A 16,138-nucleotide genomic window follows, 5' to 3' on the forward strand; every position below is an offset into this window, starting at 1 on the left:
ACCTCAAGTTGGTGAGCCTTAGATCCAGAGCTTCTTGACCGGTTTGCCGCCGTAGACGAGGTTCACCATCGCTCGGGTCACCAAGAGTGCGGTGAACAGCGAGGTGATGATCCCCAGCGACAGGGTCACGGCGAAGCCCTTGACCGGGCCGGTGCCGATCGAGAACAGGATGACCGCCACCAGCAGGGTGGTGATGTTGGCATCGACGATCGAGCTGAAGGCGCGTTCGTAACCTGCATGGATCGCCTGCTGAATCGACAGTCCTCCCCGCAGCTCCTCGCGTATTCGCTCGAAAATCAGAACGTTGGCGTCTACCGCCATGCCCAGGGTCAGCACGATGCCGGCGATGCCAGGCAGTGTCAGGGTGGCGCCGAGCAATGACATCGCCGCGATCAGCAGGGTCAGGTTCAGCGCCAGGGCCACGTTGGCGAAGATGCCGAACACCTTGTAGCGGATCAGCATGAACAGCACGACGAGCAGCAGGCCGATCTGCACCGACATCACGCCGCGCTTGATGTTCTCGGCGCCGAGGCTCGGGCCGATGGTGCGCTCCTGAACGAAGTAGATCGGTGCCGCCAGCGAGCCGGAGCGCAGCAGCAGGGCCAGTTCCGCCGCTTCGGTGGGCGAGTCGAGCCCGGTGATGCGGAAGCTGTTACCCAGTGCACTCTGGATGGTGGCCAGGCTGATCAGGCCGCGCTCGGTATAGGGCTCGCGAACCGTGACTTCCTCGCCATCCTCCATCACCACCCGGTCGCGGGTCTTGTGCTCGATGAAGAGCACCGCCATGTTGCGGCCGATGTTGGTGCGGGTGGCGCGGTTCATCAGCGTGCCGCCGGTGCCGTCCAGGTTGATGTTGACCTGTGGGCGACCGTTCTCGTCGAAACTGCGGCTAGCGCTGGATACGCTGTCGCCGGTGATGATGACGTCGCGCATCAGGTCGGCGGTGCGATTGGGGTTGTTGCGGAAGGCGAAGCTCTCGGTCTCGACGTCCGGCGTGTCCGGACGCGCCTCCAGGCGGAACTCGAGGTTGGCGGTGGCACCCACCACGCGCTTGGCGGCCACGGTATCCTGCACGCCGGGTAGCTCGACCACGATACGATCCGGCCCCTGGCGCTGCACCAGCGGCTCCGCCACGCCCAGCTCGTCCACCCGGTTGCGCAGGGTGGTGAGGTTCTGGTTGATGGCGTAGTCCTGGATCTCGGCCACCGCCTGGTCGGTCAGCGTCATTACCAGCAGCGAGGCGCGGCCTTCCTCCTCGTTGGCGTAGTCGAAGTCGCGGAACTCACGGCTGATCAAGCGGCGAGCGGTATCTCGGTCCTCGTCGCTGGCAAAGGTGATGGTCAGCGCGCGGCCGTCGATATCGGTACCACGGTAGCGGATGCGCTCGCTGCGCAGCTGTTCGCGCATGGCACTGGCGTTGACTTCGAGGCGCTGGGTCACCGCTGCGTCCATGTCCACTTCGAGCAGGAAGTGCACGCCACCGCGCAGGTCCAGGCCCAGGGTCATGGGCGAGGCGGCCAGGCTCTGCAGCCAGGTGGGGGTGGATTCCGCCAGGTTGAGCGCCACCACGAAGTCGTTGCCGAGCTGCTCAGCCACCAGGTCGCGGGTACGCAACTGGTGGTCGGCGTCGTCGAGGCGAATCAGCACGCGGGCTTCTTCACGCTCCACGGCCTTGATGCCGATGCCGGCATCTTGAAGGGACTGCTGGACGCGCTCGAGCTGCGCATCGTCGAGGGTCGTGTCGCCCTGAACGCTGCTGATCTGCACCGCCGGATCCTCGGGATAGAGGTTGGGCAGCGAGTAGACCAGGCCGACGAGCAGCACGATGAGTATCAGCAGATACTTCCACAAGGGGTAACGGTTGAGCATGGGAGCCCTGCCTAGGTTGCGTAAAGAAGGCTACAGGACGGCAGCGCGGCCGGGAGCCCCAATCCACGAATGGAGAAGGGCTCCGGCCGCCATGCGACCCTCGCCGTCACCCGGCTCAAGGAAGAGCCATCGGCAAGGGCGAGGAGCATTGCGTCAGATGGACTTGATGGTGCCCTTGGGCAACACGTTGGCCACGGCACTCTTCTGTACGTTGACTTCGGTATTGTCGGAGATTTCCAGGGTGATGAACTCGTCGCTCACCTTGGTGATGCGACCCACCAGGCCGCCACCGATCACTACCTCGTCGCCTTTTGACAGGCCGCCGACCAGTTCGCGGTGCTGCTTGGCACGCTTGGCTTGGGGGCGCCACAGCAGGAAATAGAAGATCAGCACGAAGCCGACCAGCATGACGATCTGGGCGATGCCGCCACCGGCACCACCGGCGTCCTGGGCCATGGCCGGGGAGATGAAGAAGTCCAGCATGAGAAGCGTATCTCCTGAAAGGTAAGTTAAGCCGCGAGTGAGAGTGTTGCTGCCGGCCGGCACGGTCATCTACCCGACATCACCGGCCGGTCATTCATTCTGGTGCGTCAGGTACCGGCAGCCCCCGCTGCGCATAGTAGCCTTCCACGAAGTCAGCCAATGTACCCGCTTCGATGGCACCGCGCAAACCGGCCATCAGGCGCTGATAATAGCGCAAGTTGTGGATGGTATTGAGCATCGAGCCGAGCATTTCGCCGCAGCGGTCCAGATGGTGCAGATAGCCCCGGGAGAAGTTCTGGCAGGTGTAGCAGTCGCAGTCCTCTTCCAGCGGGCGTGTATCGTGGCGATGCTTGGCGTTGCGGATCTTGATCGTGCCCTCGGCGGTGAACAGGTGGCCGTTGCGGGCGTTGCGGGTAGGCATCACGCAGTCGAACATGTCGACGCCGCGGCGCACGCCTTCCACCAGGTCTTCCGGCTTGCCCACACCCATCAGGTAGCGCGGGTACTCCTCAGGCATCCACTGGGGCAGATAGTTCAGTACCCCGATCATCTCGTTCTTGGGTTCACCCACGGAAAGACCGCCGATGGCCAGGCCATCGAAGCCGATCTCCAGCAACCCCTCCAGCGAGCGGTGACGCAGCTCCGGATACATGCCGCCCTGAATGATGCCGAACAGTGCCGAGGGCGAGCTGCCGTGGGCATCGCGTGAGCGCTTGGCCCAGCGCAGCGAGCGCTCCATGGAGAGCTCGGCTTCCTTCTCGGTGGCCGGGTAGGGCGTGCACTCGTCGAAGATCATCACCACGTCGGAACCCAGCGAGCGCTGCACTGCCATCGACTCCTCTGGGCCCATGAACACCTTGGCGCCGTCCACCGGCGAGCGGAAGTGCACGCCCTCTTCGGTGATCTTGCGCATCTCGCCCAGCGAGAAGACCTGGAAGCCGCCGGAATCGGTAAGGATCGGTTTGTGCCACTGGGCGAAGTCGTGCAGGTCGCCGTGGGCCTCGATCACTTCGGTACCCGGGCGCAGCCACAGGTGGAAGGTGTTGCCGAGAATGATCTCGGCGCCGATCTCTTCCACCGATTTGGGCGTCATGCCCTTGACCGTGCCGTAGGTGCCCACCGGCATGAAGGCCGGCGTCTCCACCGTGCCGCGGGGGAAGGTGAGGCGGCCGCGTCGCGCCCGGCCGTCGCTGGCCAGCCGCTCGAAGGACATGAAGCTTTCGTTTCGCATGAAAATCTCTTCTTTCTGCAAGGCGTCGCGAAGGGCGGGATGCCTTGCGGGCCAGTAACTTATGCGGATCGGTAACTCGTACGGGTCAAGAACATGGCATCGCCGTAGCTGAAGAAGGCGTAGCGCGCGGCCACGGCTTCGCGATAGGCCGCCATGATCGTCTCGTACCCGGCGAACGAGGAAACCAGCATCAGCAGGGTCGACTCGGGCAGGTGGAAGTTGGTGATCAGGGCATCCACGCAGCGCCACTCGTAGCCGGGGTAGATGTAAATGTCGGTCTCGCCGCTGTAGGGCGCGATCTCTCCGCTGGCACTCTTCATGCAGGCGCTCTCGAGGCAGCGCACGCTGGTGGTGCCTACGGCGACAACGCGACGCCCTGCGGCCTTGGCCGCGCGCACCTTGTCGCAGGCCGCTTGGCTCACCTCGATCCACTCGCTGTGCATCTGGTGCTCGCGGATATCGTCGGCGCGCACCGGCTGGAAAGTGCCGGCACCCACGTGCAGGGTGGCGAAGGCACTTTCGATTCCCTTCGCCGCCAGGCGTTCCAGCAGCGGCTCGTCGAAATGCAGCCCGGCGGTGGGAGCGGCCACGGCGCCATCACGACGGGCATAGACGGTCTGGTAGCGGTCGCGGTCGGCGAGTTCGTCGGCTCGGTCGATATAAGGCGGCAGCGGCATGTGGCCGTGGCGTTCGAGCAGCTCGATCAGCGGCGTCTCGCCGAGAAAACGCAACTCGAACAACGCCTCGCGGCGGCCCTCCACGACGGCGCGTACATCGCCCTCGAAAATCAGTTCGGTACCCGGCTTGGGCGACTTGCTGGAACGGATGTGGGCAAGACCTCGATGGGCGTCCAACGGACGTTCCAGCAACATCTCTATCTTGCCGCCGCTGGCCTTGTGGCCGTGCAGCCGCGCCGGAATCACCCGGGTGTCGTTGAACACCAGCAGGTCGCCGGGTTCGAGCAGTTCCAGCAGGTCGGTGAAGCGGCGGTGGGCAAGCTCGCCGCTCTCGCCGTTCACACACAGCAGGCGGCAGTCGCTGCGCCGTTCGGACGGATAGCGGGCGATCAGCTCCTCGGGAAGCTCGTAATGGAAGTCGGCGCGCTGCATGCAGTGGGTCCACGAAAAGATCGAAACGGGCGACTGCCGGGCAGCCGCAAACAGCCGGCAAGGATACCGAAAATTGCCCTTCGCGTCAGGTCTGGCGATTGACCTGCCGCACCGGCCACGTATAATGCTCGGCGCTGCCGGCGTGGCGGAATTGGTAGACGCAGCGGATTCAAAATCCGCCGGGTGCAAGCCCTTGTCGGTTCGAGTCCGACCGCCGGTACCATCCTATAGCTCTTTGTATTGTGATGACTTTCCTTCGGAAGGCGGGCCTTGTGGCCCTGCTGCTATCCACGCCTTAGTGACACATGGCGTGACACTTGTACCCTGAGAAGTGTTCCTGCCAGCATAACGCTCTCCATTAGGGCAGGCAGGCTGCAGCCTCGATTCTCGCGCCCCTCACGACCCTTCATGCCGTTTTCTCAGCATACCCTAACCACGTATCGGTGCAGGCATCTTCACGCTTCCCGGCGCTCCTAGGGCATATCCGTTATGCAAAATATGCCGAGTAGTTCTGTGCGGGTATCTGGCGCGTTCCGCGCTGCTCCCGTCCCCATGCTGGGTGCTGCGCCGCATGCCTCCGGCCCCCTTCTGGCAGCTCGAAGCCCGGCAGATCCTGGCCACTCGGGTCCGGCCTGTGCAGCGGCAAGGAGAGGTTAGGTGCTAGCCTTGTAGCCTTGCCGCTTAGGCCAGTTTCCGCCGTAGGGTCTCGGTACTCTCGGCCATGCCGTACCTTACATATGAGGGCGGGAAATAACGTCCGGTTGTACTGGACAGCTCCGTCTGGCCCGAGCCTTGGTGAGAGCCTTGCCCCTGTCTGCCAGGCGTTTACGAGCAGGCAGGCAGTGGCCAGAAGCGTTCCGAGAAGGTGGAGAAGAGGGTGGCTGTGCGTGGCCGTGCTTGCCGCCGCGGCAGCAGCGAGCCAGGCCCTCCGGTGAGGTGCGAGGGCAAGGGCGGCTAGCCCACCAATACCCTTATTTCCTCACCTTGGCGGGCCTCTGGCCCGCAACCGCCGTAGGCGGGAGTTGAAGAGGAATCAATAGGTTAGTACAAAAAGCCCACTATAGAAGAGAGCAAAGCATTCGAAGTCCAGAAAGTCCGGGACACTCCGTTAGGAGGAAGAATAGAAAGAAACGGGTAGCTATCGCGTCCAGGCAGTCCAGGACATCCCAAGCAATCCAAGGCAGCCGGGGGCTTACAGGATATAAGGGATACATGCCTTGTGCCTCGGTGCTGTCATACCACCCCAGCAGTGGCGATGACGGAGACGGCGGAGGTGGGCCGCTTGGATGGCCGCCATTGAGCCCAAGAGCGCTTTTCAGAGGCTTCATGCAGTGTGGGCTACCAAGGTAGCCCTATGTCAGTGCGGGCCGTAGCGGGGCTGGTGAGCGGTATCCGATTCACTGAGCTGCCTTGATGGCCCGCTGCACGGTGCTAGGGCTGCAACCCAAGATGTCCGCCGTTTTGCGAACGCTGAGGCCTTGGCCCCGAAGCTCTCTGATGCGCTGGTGCAGCTTCTGGTCCGATGGGCGGCCCTTGTATTGGCCTCGTTCCTTGGCCTGCTGGATACCCTCCGCCTGCCTCCGGCGCCTGTCGTCGTAGTCTTTGCGGGCTACTGCGGCCAGCATGTCCATAAGCATCGAGTTCACAGCGTCCAGCATGCGGCCTGTGAAATCGTCGCTGGCGCTAACGGTCATGGCTGCATGGCTGGTGGGCAAGTCCAAGGATACTATGCGTATGCCAGCGGTCTGTATCGCCCCCTTGAGGTGTTCCCAATCGCCCTTGTTCAAGCGGGTCAGGCGGTCCACTTGCTCGATCAGCAGCACATCGCCCGGCTCGGCGTCATCAATCAACCTCATCAGCTCAGAGCGATCTGTACTAGCCCCGCTGGCATTCTCCACGTACCACGCTGCTACCTTCCGCCCGCGCTCCTTAGCGAAGCTCGTTAGGGCCTTCTTGGCGCGGCTGGCATTCTGGTCCTCACTGGACGCCCTGAGGTATGCCCTGATGAATGTCTGGTTTGTCATGGTTGCGCTTCCGAATGCTGGTGTAACCGTTAGGGTGTGCTCAATATGGATGTAACCGTTTGGGTTGTAAAGAGGGATTTATGGGTACAGATTTGGCGCATTCAGAGCCGTGCTCGTCCAGGTATACTCATGTCGGTACGCTCCCTGTCGTCTAACTCGCCGATATGGTGCGGATCTGGGAGACAAGCAGTAGGTAAGGTATGTTGGGCCTGACTCGGACTAGATAGGCGGGCTGCCAGTGACAAGCGTATTCTTCTCCTACTCACATGCAGACGAAGAGCTGCGAGACCAGCTAGAAAAGCAACTGTCCATTCTGAGGCGGCAAGGTGTAATCGAGACATGGCATGATCGGCGGATAGGCGCAGGCCAAGAGCTTCACGGTGAGATCAGCCAGCATGTGGAAAATGACGATGTAATTCTGCTCCTGGTCAGTTCGGATTTTCTTGCTTCAGATTATTGTTACGAGACTGAGATGCTCCGGGCGATAGAGCGTCACGATGCGGGCGAGGCTGTTGTGATACCCGTCATCTTGCGTGCATGCGACTGGCACAGCGCCCCCTTTGGCAAGCTAATGGCTACTCCGACAGACGGCAAGCCCGTGATGCAGTGGGCGGATCGGGACCAAGCAATGCTAGAAGTCGTGCGGGCTGTGCGCGAAGCGGTGCAACGCATAGCCGGGCAGCCTAAGGGGAGTGTCGTTAGGCGGCAGGAGTCCCGCCGTGTATCAGAAAGCGGAAGTCTGCCCAGCTCGGACCCTGTTAGATCGAGCAATTTGCGAGTGGCCAAGCGCTTCTCCGACCGGGATAAGGATGCCTTCAGGCACGAGACGTTCGAGTATCTAGCGAAGTTTTTCGAAAACTCCCTTGAGGAACTAGCCAATCGTAACCCTGATGTGGATGGCTCCTTTCGACGTGTCGATGCAAACCGCTTTACCGCGACTGTTTATCGTGATGGTAAAACCATCCGAAGCTGTACCGTCTTCCTTGGTGGGCTTGGTGACGGTATCGCCTTTGCTCAAGGAACAACAGATCAGAGCAGCAGTTACAATGAGCTGCTCTCTGTCCACGCGGATGACCAAATGCTGTATTTGAGGAGTTTGGGTATGGCCCACATGGGCAGGTTTGCCGGGGATAGAGAGGAAAAGCTGTCCCCGCAAGGTGCCGCTGAGCTTTACTGGGAAATTCTCATTGAGCCTCTACAGCATAGATAGTTCCCAGGTGGCGGCGAGCGGGGCGTGAGGCAGTTGGAGCACATCCTTGTGCCGCTGTGGGATGCTTTGTGGCAGCCTTTAGATCAGCGGCTTGAAGTAGCGCCCGCTGACATCGATCTTGTGGCTGGGGCTCCCCTTGACGTGGCCGGTCAAATCAAAGCTTTTGTCAGTAGCAGGCCCGCTCACCTCTAGCTCGAACTGATCTGCTGGCCCGAAGATCGATTGAGCACCTGGGTTGAACCTCGTTACCTCCAGGGTGGCGCTCACGCCTTGCCCGTCATCTTGGAGACGACCTTGGTATACGTAGGCGTAATCACCACCGTTTACTGCTCCGTCGGTGATCACCACCACGCCTGAGCCCTCGTCAGTAGCTGACCTAAAGTGAACAACGTATAGTCCGTCGATCATGTAACTTCTCCTAACTGTGGGTTGCATTACAAGAAGTAACACGTCCAACGACAGGCCACAATGAAGGCAAGCGGACCGCGTCGTGCACGGCAGGCAGTGCAGACCACGAGTAAGCGGCAAATACCGCCACAGAGGCAGGCTCGGCTCGGGCAAGCGTTACACCAGTCTACCGCTGTAGACCATCTACGCCGCATAAACACGCACTTGCAGCCATCTGTCTGTTTTGAATTTGCATGCCTGGGCCGCTGGCGCCGCATTGACGCCTAGGGCCTTCTCGAATCGTCCCGCTTATGTTCCTCGTCCTTAGCGGCCTCCCTTGCCTTACGGTCGCCATGGGCGAGCATCCAGACCAGCCAGGCGAAGCCTGCCAATACCAGCCACGTCCCTACCTCAGTGCTCACGATGTCCGAGTGAACCCGCCCCGGCCAGCCTGTTATCCAGTCGATGAGAGCCTGCATGCTGCCTCCTTGTTTTCTCTCACTCTAACCCGACACCAACAAAGAGCCCACTAAAGGAGATACCGGCGCTAGGCCTCTAGTGGTCGCGGCGGCTCCGCAATCGCTCGCATGTGCGGGTTCAGCAACTAACACCGGGAGGGCAAGATGAGCAAATGTATAGAGTGGGTCGGAGCGGTAAACTCTGGGGGATACGGAAATCGCATCTTTGATGGGTGCATGACAGGCGCACATCGGGCTGCATATTGCGAGGCACGGCAACTCCGACTCAAGGATATTGCGGGCTTAGTGGTCAGGCAGGAATGCGGAAACCGGCTTTGTATCAATCCGGAACATCTGAAGCTTGGGAGCCTGTCTGAAGCGATGCGGGCAGCACACCGCAGGCGCGTGAGTCTCCAAGAAGAACGACTAGAGCAACGGCAAGCAGCCACAGCCCCAAGTGAACAAGAGAGGGTGCGGCCAGAAAGACTCCATGGACAGCCAGTCACTCTCCGCAGCCTCATGGGGAATTTGTACCACTTCCCGTGCCAGAAGGTGGCCGTGGAAATACTCGACCTTGACCAATCGGCCTTGAGCAAGCTGGTACGGGGTAAGGTGCAGCGTCACAAGGGGTGGGCGATGGCATGATCCAAGAGCCCAGTGGGTAAGCTTGGGCTCCTGGTCGCGCAGGCTTAGTTAAAGCAGTTGGTACACTAATGGTTTAAGCAGAGCCCCGGTTATCCGGGCGCTCTGTCTGTTTCTTTTAAACCTGAGAGGCTGAGTCTCGGATGTCGTTACCTTCTAGCGCGCCGGTCAGCCAGGAGCCCCATACTTTCATGGCCTCCCGCTTTTCCCGCAGGTACTCATAGCGGTCATAGTGGCGACTGGATACATCGTGCATAGCATGCCCGTGCAGTCGATCCCGGATGTCCTTGGAGACACCCAGCTCCCCAAGGATGGTTTTGGCGGTGCGTCGGATGTCTTCGATAGCCCACCCCGAGGTCTTGTACGCATCCCTGTGCCTGGCTACCAGTTGAGCGGGGCTCGTGGTGCTCATGTGCCGATCCGGTCGGTTCCTGTGAGGGAACAGCATCTCAGTGCCCCTGGCCTTCGAGCGGTGCACCAGGCGCTCCAGTATCTCATGGGCTTGCCCGGTGAGCGGCACGACATGCGGCCTACCCGCCTTCATGCTCGAACCGGGCATGTCCAGCAGTCCACGCTTCAGGTGTACGTCCTGCACCGTGAGGCGCACGAGGGAGACGAGCCGCTGCCCGGCTGTAGCCACACAGAGCTGCACGAGCGGCACTGTTAGTACATCCTTCTGCACCATCCCCGGCAGTGTCGTCCAGACTCCTCGGACATCAGATAGAGTCATAACATGCTCGCCCTGGCGCTCCCAGTCCTGCTGTAACGGGACGAAGGAGACCGGGTTTAGCAGTACACCCCACCTAAGACTGGAAGCCCTACGAGGGTCATTCTCGGCCTTCAGTGCGTACTGGAAGGCGGCATGCATCCAGGCACGCAGCCGGTTAACTTGGGTGGTCACTCCCCGCTGGATGTGGAAGGCCAGGACCCGCTTCACCACCTGCGCATCCACGTCACGAGCCTGCATGCGCCATACGTCCGGGAATGGCCGCAAGATGTACCCCTCGGTGCACTTCCTGAACTCGTTGTGAGACGTCCTCCCTCGCAGCTTTAAGTCCTGCTGGTACTCCTGCATAAGCTCGCCCACTGTTCCGTACAGTGTGGCGGGGGCTTCAGGCTTGCCCTCTGACGGCTTCGGGTAGGTGGGTGGGGCCAATGTATTTCCTGGGCGCTCTAAGCCCTCTGAAGCCGTCCTGTGCACGCTCACGCGGGCCTGTTCCAGTGGCATCTCCGGCCAGGTGCCGATAGTCTTGAAGCGGCGCTTGCCGCCCTGGATGGTGCGGACCCGCCACTCCTTCCTGCCGCCCTTGCGAACCGTGAGGATCAGGCGCACCCCGGTGCGTTGCCGGGTATCGTCAGAGCGGTTGTAATCCTTCCCGATGTCCTTGAAGCCCCGAATCTGGCTTTCTGTAAGCATTTCTAACCCCCACCTCATGTGACACATGGTATGACATTTGTGTTAGGTGGGCACGAGAAACCCGAGGTATTCCTAGGTAAGCCATTGTTTAACAAAGAGGATGGCTGTCGGGGTGTGATTCAAAATCCGCCGGGTGCAAGCCCTTGTCGGTTCGAGTCCGACCGCCGGTACCATTGATAGAAAAATTATTAAAAACAGCCGCTTATGAGCGGCTGTTTTGCGTTTCTGGCCTTCCGTTCCGGTGCTGGACCGCAGTTTGGGCGCAGTGCTCCTACCCAAACCACCTGGCCAATGTGGCCTTGGCCTGCTCCCGGTGCTTGTCGTTGATATGCGCGGCGACGATGGCGAGCGCGCCGGCCAGCACGCCCATGTCGTCGGTGTAGCCGATGATGGGGGTGAGGTCGGGGATGGCGTCGATGGGCGAGATGAAGTAGCCCAGCGCACCATAGATGGCGGTTTTCGCCCATAATGGCGTGCTGGGGTCCTGGGCGGAATAGTACATCTTGAGCGCCGGCTCCAGGGTTTTCCTGCCTGCTCGACGGGCGCTGTGGGCAACCTTGTCCCAGAAGCCTTCCTCGGAATAGTGCGCCTCGTTGGCTTCCAAGGTGGCCGCGACATCGCGGGGTTTACTACTGCCGTGGAGAGTGTCAGCTGTCTGCATGGTGGCTCTCGACTGGGTAAAAGCGTTCCTCCTTCGACCCTCCCGGACATCCCATGTTCCACTCTCTTGTTGTGCCGGCTTCTCGTTCAGGGGCGGTATTTCCACTTTCCTTGATGTACCTCCCGTTCCGCTGCATGCTGAGGCCTATACTCGAAGCTGAGGACTGCGGAATGGGTGTGAAATGGTTCGCCTGGGTGCTGGTGGCGCTTGGGCTGGCGTTGGCGGCGTATGGCTGGCAGGCGTGGAACCCGGTGGCGTTCGTGGGGCTTGCCCTTGCCGCGGTGGGCATCGTGGTGCTGGCCACTTCGGGGCGCCGCCCAGGAGGGTAGCGCTCGCGCAGTCTCATCCGGGCCTGACATTGCGTGGGCTTGGGCTTATGATAGTGAGAGTCACAGTCCTTCTCCCCGCTTTGGGGCGAAGGGCTGTTTTCGTTGCATGGCCGGCAGCAACTATCGCAGCAATCAATGCAGCAACTCGTGCTGCCGGTGCCAAGGAGGTCGTATGTCGTCTCGTCCCCCCATCATCATCAACCGTCTGGACGCGGAGCGGCTGCAGCGCCTGATCGACCAGGCGAATGAGAAGGACCGCTTCGTTGCCGACTGCCTGGAAGAGGAGCTCGAGCGCGGCGAGGTGATCGATCCCGAAGAGATCCCCGAAGATGTCGTCAGCATGAACAGCCAGGTGCAGTTCACCGATCTGACACGTAACCGTCAGATGATACGCACGCTGGTCTACCCGCATGCGCTGGCCAACACCGAGGACGGTATCTCGGTGATGGCGCCCATCGGCGCCGGCCTCATCGGACTGCGCATCGGTGACGAGATCGACTGGCCGCTGCCCGGCGGGACGGAGGTGCGCCTGCGTATCGATGCGATCCTCTGGCAACCCGAGCGGGAAGGCCAGTTCCACCGTTGAGATAAAGGCGCCACTGCGCCACAAAAGTCGAAGAGGAGCGGGGATGCCGCTTTCATTATGGATGTCGCTAGTGGCCGTATGCGCCATGGGCGCGATGTCGCCGGGGCCAAGCCTGGCCCTGGTGCTGCGCCATACGCTTGGCGGCGGGCGCATGCCCGGCATCGTGGCGGCACTCTCCCATGCCCTGGGGGTGGGGTTCTATGCCCTGCTCACGGTGCTGGGGCTGGGGGCGCTGATCGTGCGTTTTCCCACGCTGTTCCAGGCCATCACCTGGGGTGGAGCGGCTTACCTGGCCTGGCTCGGCATCAAGGCCCTGCGTGCCGGCAGGGCGGCAGCGTTGGAGGCGGCTGGCGTGGCGACTACCCGCCGCCAGGCGGCCCGCGAGGGCATGTTGGTGGCGCTGGGCAATCCCAAGCTGATCCTGTTCTTCGTTGCGCTGCTCAGCCAGTTCGTTACCCCGGACATGTCGCTTGCCGCCAAGGCGGTGATCGTGCTCACGGCGATGATCATCGACGGTGGCTGGTACGTGATGGTGGCGGTGTCATTGACGCATTCACGTGTCCTGCCCTGGCTGCAGGCGCGGGCGCACTGGATTCATCGCATTACTGGCGTGATGTTGCTGGCCCTTGCGCTGCGCGTGGTGGCAGGTCCCATCGGTTGATGGGGCAGCGTTGACAAGCTGGCCGGCCGGTCGTCAGGGATGATGGTAGTCTCAGGATAATTCGAGAGCGGATCCTCCCTGATGAATATCTTAGCGGATGTGGAAGACGAGCGAGCCTTGGCCATGGTGCTCGACGAGGATCCCGACGTGGTGGCGATCCTGTCGCTACAGCTGCACGTGCTGGGGCTGGAGAGCCGCTGCTACCGCCGGGCCGATGCCTTGCTGGCGGAACTCGACGAATGCGCACCGCAACTGGTGATCATGGGGCTGGAGTTCGGCGCCGCGGATGGCATCGAGCTCTTGCGGCTGCTGGCCGAACAGCGCTTCGCCGGCTGGGTGCTGCTGCTGGGAGGCGTCGAGCGCAAGATCTCGCGTATCGCCGAGCGGGTCGGACAAACCCTGGGGCTGCAAATGCTCGGCTCGCTGGACAAGCCGATGCGGTTGGCCGAACTCCGCCAGCGCCTGGACCGCCTGCGTCCCGGCGGGAAACCCAACACCGTGCCCGAAGACAGTCCCTTCTTCTCCGCCGATGAGTTGGAGTCGGCGCTCCAGCGCCGCGAACTCACCGTGCACTATCAGCCTCAGTTCGAACTGGCCAGCGGCCGCCTGAGCGGCGTCGAGGCGCTGGTACGCTGGACACATCCCGAGATCGGCCTGATCGGTCCGGCGAGTTTTCTACCCATGCTCACCGCCGGGCAGAGCCGGCGGCTGACCTGCCATGTACTCGAACAGGCCCTGGCCGATGCCAGGCGCTGGCGCGAGCAGGGCGTACTGCTGTCGCTGTCGGTCAACGTTACCGCCGACGACCTGCTGGAATCGCAGCTGCCGCAGCTCACTCGCCATCTCGTCCCGGGGGATTCGCCGCTGGTGATTCTCGAGATTACCGAAACGGCGGCCATGGACGACGAGCTGCTGGGCTCCGAGATCGCCGCGCGTCTGCACCTGAGCGGCATGGAGGTGGCAGTGGACGATTTCGGCGTCGGCTTTTCGTCCCTGGCACGCCTGCAGATGCTGCCCATCAGCGAAATCAAGATCGACCGTAGCTTCGTGCGCCACGTGAAGCACGAGAGCCAGGATGCGGCCATCGTCGAGGCGATTGCCTTGCTCGGCCGGCGTCTGGGCATTCGCGTGGTGGCCGAGGGTATCGAAGAGCTCGACTGCCTGCCCATCCTGGCCCGATTCGGCTGTACCCACGTGCAGGGCTTCGGCCTGTCGCGGCCGGTACCGGCGGACGAGATTCCGCTGCTGGCGTCCGATCAGTCGCCGATTCGCGCCAGAATCGCCGCCAGCGGCGCACCGGCCGGCAGCACGCCGTAGACGGGGCTTGCCTCCACGCCGAGGCGCGAGCGGCAGAAGGTCTCGGCAACCTCGCTGGGGCCATGACGCAGCAGCAACGCAGCCTGCAGGCTCTGGGTCAGGCGTTGGGCCAGCCAGCGTGCGCGCGACTCGAGTTCCTCGGCGGGCAGCGCCAGATCGTGCTCGAGCCCGGCCAGGGCCAGGTCGAGGTCCTGCTGCAGGCCCTGAGCCGCGCGTAGTTCGTCGCGCAAGGCGGCGATCGATTCGGGATGACGCGCCAGTACCCGCAGCAGGTCCAGGCAGATCACGTTGCCCGACCCCTCCCAGATGGAATTCACCGGTGCCTCGCGGTAGAGCCTCGCGAGCGGCGTCTCTTCCACGTAGCCGATACCGCCCAGGCACTCCATGGCCTCGGCCATGAAGCCCGGGCCACGCTTGTTGTGCCAGTACTTGGCCAGGGTAGGCAGCACTCGTGCCAGGGCGGTCTCGTGGGCCTCACCGCGGGCATCGCCGTCGAAGGCTCGGGCGGTACGCAGGACAAGGGCCAGGCCGGCTTCCACTTCCAGCGCCAGGTCGGCGATCACTGCCTGCATCAGGGGCTGCTCCGAGAGCTGGCGGCCGAAGGCATGACGCTGGCGCACGTGCCCCCACGCTTCGGCAAGTGCCTGCCGCATCATGCCCACCGGTGCGGTGGCGGCATCCAGGCGGGTCTGTTGCACCATGTCGATGATGGTGGTTACGCCACGGCCCGGTTCGCCCACCAGCGTGGCCCAGGCACCGTGATACTCGATCTCGGCCGAGGCGTTGGCCCGGTTGCCGCACTTTTCCTTGAGTCGCTGGATCTCGATGGCATTGCGCTCGCCGTCTGGTGCAAAGCGCGGTGCCAGGAAGCAGGAAAGGCCTGCATCGGTTTGCGCCAGGGTAAGGAAGGCATCGGACATCGGCGCGCTGCAGAACCACTTGTGGCCGGTCAGACGCCAGCCCTCTCCGTCGCGCTCGGCGCGGGTGGTGTTGCGACGCACGTCGCTGCCGCCTTGCTTCTCGGTCATGGCCATGCCGAAGGTGAGGCCGTGCTTCTCGCAGGCAGGTAAGGGACGCGGGTCGTAGGCATTGGCCAGCAGCCCCGGTGCCCATTCCGCCTCGATCTGCTGGCTACGGCGCAACACCGGCATGGCAGCGTGGGTCATGGTCACCGGGCAACAGAAGCCCGGCTCGGCCTGGGTCAGCAGGTAGAGGGCGGCGACATGGGCCTGGTGCCCACCGCGGCCCTCCTCCTGCCAGGCCACGGCGTGCCAGCCGCTCTCCATGGCCAGGCGCATCAGCTCATGATAGGCGGGGTGATAGCGCACTTCGTCCAGCCGTCGGCCGTGGCGGTCGAACAGGCGCAGCTCCGGAGGATGACGGTTGGCCGTTTCTCCTAGCTCCTGCACGTGCACGCTGCCCAGGCGGCGGGCCAGCGGTGCCAGGCGCTCGGCCACCCAGGCCGGGGCCTCGCGCTCGAGCGCTTCGCGCAGCGGCAGGTCGCAGGCCAGCAGATCCCGGTCGCCGGCGGGCTCGGGCTGGTTGAGTACTTCATGGGTGGCCAGGCGGCTACGGGGGGCGTCGTTGCGCATGTCACCTGTCCTCCGTGCGTTGCTTCGGGTTGCGTATCTATCGCAGCATGGCCAGTCGTTCGAGTACGGTCAACGCGCGCTGGGCGTGACGACGCTGCCGCTTCTCGGTAGGCTTGAGGCTGGCGTACCGGTTACGTCTGGCTGGGCCGGCAGCGTGAAGAA

At 62.6% G+C, this 16,138-nt stretch carries 14 protein-coding genes and 1 tRNA gene; 6 read left to right on the top strand and 9 right to left on the bottom strand.

What is annotated here, in order from left to right:
* Positions 1-18: 18 nt before the first annotated feature.
* The 4 genes from secD to queA all read right to left on the bottom strand — a co-directional run bounded on the left by secD (position 19) and on the right by queA (position 4,692).
* The gene (gene secD, locus SPH52_RS14475; RefSeq protein ID WP_411795741.1) at positions 19-1,869 is read right to left on the bottom strand and encodes a protein translocase subunit SecD; all 1,851 of its coding nucleotides are present in this window, start codon (positions 1,867-1,869) and stop codon (positions 19-21) included.
* 153 nt (positions 1,870-2,022) lie between these two features.
* Positions 2,023-2,352 carry a preprotein translocase subunit YajC gene (gene yajC, locus SPH52_RS14480; RefSeq protein WP_411795742.1) on the bottom strand — a complete coding sequence of 110 codons (330 nt, stop codon included), beginning with the start codon at positions 2,350-2,352 and terminating at the stop codon, positions 2,023-2,025.
* Positions 2,353-2,446: 94 nt separating this feature from the next.
* Complete coding sequence (gene tgt / locus SPH52_RS14485; RefSeq protein ID WP_411796060.1) at positions 2,447-3,565, bottom strand: tRNA guanosine(34) transglycosylase Tgt; 1,119 nt, start codon at positions 3,563-3,565, stop codon at positions 2,447-2,449.
* Positions 3,566-3,642: 77 nt separating this feature from the next.
* Positions 3,643-4,692 (bottom strand): tRNA preQ1(34) S-adenosylmethionine ribosyltransferase-isomerase QueA, encoded by a 1,050-nt coding sequence (gene queA / locus SPH52_RS14490; protein ID WP_411795743.1) that lies wholly within the window; start codon positions 4,690-4,692, stop codon positions 3,643-3,645.
* Between the two features lie 136 nt (positions 4,693-4,828).
* Here queA and SPH52_RS14495 point away from each other — a divergent pair.
* Positions 4,829-4,915: transfer RNA gene (locus tag SPH52_RS14495), tRNA-Leu, on the top strand.
* A 1,174-nt stretch (positions 4,916-6,089) separates the two neighbouring features.
* Here the strand turns inward: SPH52_RS14495 and SPH52_RS14500 are convergent.
* Positions 6,090-6,716 (bottom strand): recombinase family protein, encoded by a 627-nt coding sequence (locus SPH52_RS14500; RefSeq protein WP_411795744.1) that lies wholly within the window; start codon positions 6,714-6,716, stop codon positions 6,090-6,092.
* 238 nt (positions 6,717-6,954) lie between these two features.
* On the opposite strand from SPH52_RS14500, the gene SPH52_RS14505 reads away from it, so the two are divergent.
* The gene (locus SPH52_RS14505; RefSeq protein ID WP_411795745.1) at positions 6,955-7,926 is read left to right on the top strand and encodes a toll/interleukin-1 receptor domain-containing protein; all 972 of its coding nucleotides are present in this window, start codon (positions 6,955-6,957) and stop codon (positions 7,924-7,926) included.
* Positions 7,927-8,004: 78 nt separating this feature from the next.
* Here the strand turns inward: SPH52_RS14505 and SPH52_RS14510 are convergent, their stop codons facing one another.
* The 3 genes from SPH52_RS14510 to SPH52_RS14520 all read right to left on the bottom strand — a co-directional run bounded on the left by SPH52_RS14510 (position 8,005) and on the right by SPH52_RS14520 (position 11,491).
* Positions 8,005-8,334, bottom strand: coding sequence for a GrlR family regulatory protein (locus SPH52_RS14510; protein ID WP_411795746.1), 330 nt, complete (start codon positions 8,332-8,334; stop codon positions 8,005-8,007).
* Between the two features lie 1,197 nt (positions 8,335-9,531).
* Positions 9,532-10,830: a tyrosine-type recombinase/integrase gene (locus SPH52_RS14515; RefSeq protein WP_411795747.1), complete on the bottom strand. Its 1,299-nt coding sequence runs from the start codon at positions 10,828-10,830 to the stop codon at positions 9,532-9,534.
* 271 nt (positions 10,831-11,101) lie between these two features.
* Positions 11,102-11,491, bottom strand: a complete 390-nt coding sequence (locus SPH52_RS14520) for a YkvA family protein (RefSeq protein ID WP_411795748.1) — start codon at positions 11,489-11,491, stop codon at positions 11,102-11,104.
* Between the two features lie 170 nt (positions 11,492-11,661).
* Here SPH52_RS14520 and SPH52_RS14525 point away from each other — a divergent pair, with 170 nt between their 5' ends.
* The 4 genes from SPH52_RS14525 to SPH52_RS14540 all read left to right on the top strand — a co-directional run bounded on the left by SPH52_RS14525 (position 11,662) and on the right by SPH52_RS14540 (position 14,384).
* Positions 11,662-11,820 carry a hypothetical protein gene (locus tag SPH52_RS14525; protein ID WP_411795749.1) on the top strand — a complete coding sequence of 53 codons (159 nt, stop codon included), beginning with the start codon at positions 11,662-11,664 and terminating at the stop codon, positions 11,818-11,820.
* A 172-nt stretch (positions 11,821-11,992) separates the two neighbouring features.
* Entirely contained in the window at positions 11,993-12,406 is a 414-nt protein-coding gene (gene rnk / locus SPH52_RS14530) for a nucleoside diphosphate kinase regulator (protein ID WP_411795750.1), read from the top strand.
* Positions 12,407-12,449: 43 nt separating this feature from the next.
* The gene (locus tag SPH52_RS14535) at positions 12,450-13,067 is read left to right on the top strand and encodes a LysE family translocator (protein WP_411795751.1); all 618 of its coding nucleotides are present in this window, start codon (positions 12,450-12,452) and stop codon (positions 13,065-13,067) included.
* Positions 13,068-13,148: 81 nt separating this feature from the next.
* Positions 13,149-14,384 carry an EAL domain-containing protein gene (locus SPH52_RS14540; protein ID WP_411795752.1) on the top strand — a complete coding sequence of 412 codons (1,236 nt, stop codon included), beginning with the start codon at positions 13,149-13,151 and terminating at the stop codon, positions 14,382-14,384.
* Here SPH52_RS14540 and SPH52_RS14545 read toward each other — a convergent pair.
* A complete protein-coding gene (locus SPH52_RS14545; protein WP_411795753.1) occupies positions 14,324-15,976 on the bottom strand; it encodes an acyl-CoA dehydrogenase family protein in 1,653 nt (550 codons plus the stop codon). The genes SPH52_RS14540 and SPH52_RS14545 overlap by 61 nt on opposite strands.
* Positions 15,977-16,138 lie beyond the last annotated feature (162 nt).

This window comes from Halomonas sp. A29 (genome assembly GCF_046723295.1).
Taxonomy (GTDB): Bacteria; Pseudomonadota; Gammaproteobacteria; order Pseudomonadales; family Halomonadaceae; genus Halomonas.